Origin of the sequence: Flavobacterium aquariorum (assembly GCF_003254745.1) — a bacterium.
Taxonomy (GTDB): Bacteria; Bacteroidota; Bacteroidia; order Flavobacteriales; family Flavobacteriaceae; genus Flavobacterium; species Flavobacterium aquariorum.
Genome location: NZ_QKXH01000028.1, coordinates 1 through 653, shown reverse-complemented (window position 1 = coordinate 653; position 653 = coordinate 1). Strand labels below are relative to the sequence as shown.

The 653-nt window shown below is 31.4% G+C and carries 1 protein-coding gene; it reads right to left on the bottom strand.

The window, feature by feature from the left end:
* Positions 1-323: 323 nt before the first annotated feature.
* Complete coding sequence (locus tag DOS84_RS18840; protein ID WP_243636408.1) at positions 324-572, bottom strand: putative signal transducing protein; 249 nt, start codon at positions 570-572, stop codon at positions 324-326.
* Between the last annotated feature and the right edge of the window lie 81 nt (positions 573-653).

The window sequence follows — 653 nt, the reverse complement described above, 5'->3', positions numbered from 1 at the left end:
AACGTCTTGGCACTACAGCGGGTTTGGGACTAAATTAAGCCCATTCTTCGGATTTGCCAAATCATCCCAAGTACAAAACCCTCTTTCCATTAAGCCCAATGCCCAAATCCGTTGTAGTGGCTGTTAGGTAGCGTAACTTTATACGCAAACCTTTTCCGTATTCAATTATTTTCAGCGTTGTATTTTACATTCAGTTCTGCTAAACGTTTCTACTTTACGTAGATTTTTTTCAAATTTAGTTCAGCTAAAATTTCCATTTTCGACAAAGTTATTTCAATAAAGAGTTTAGTTTAAGATTTAAACTTTTATAATAAGCCTTTTATTTATTTCTCAATTTCGTTAGTGTTTAAATTTAAGTTTCCATTTTCGTAATCTTCTATGATTTTTTTTGCGTTTTCAAAATCTTCATTATTAACTTTTAAGATTACCGGATTAAAACCTCCTGAAGTAACCGCCCAAGGTTCGATGTTTGACATATTCTCATTTTGGGTGAAGACTTCAATATTTTCGTTTTCTAATAGATTTCTAATATTCATCGCCTCAAAGTATGTTCCTCTAAATAAATCTGTCATGTTTTATATTTTTTATCAGTTAGTTTTTTACAACTTTATTTCTTCAATTCTCCGGATTATCTTGGTTATGCTACCTAACGT

What these genes read in the sequence shown, in the direction of transcription:
- DOS84_RS18840 (WP_243636408.1), bottom strand. Translation starts at nt 572, where the DNA reads ATGACAGATTTATTTAGAGGAACATACTTTGAGGCGATGAATATTAGA.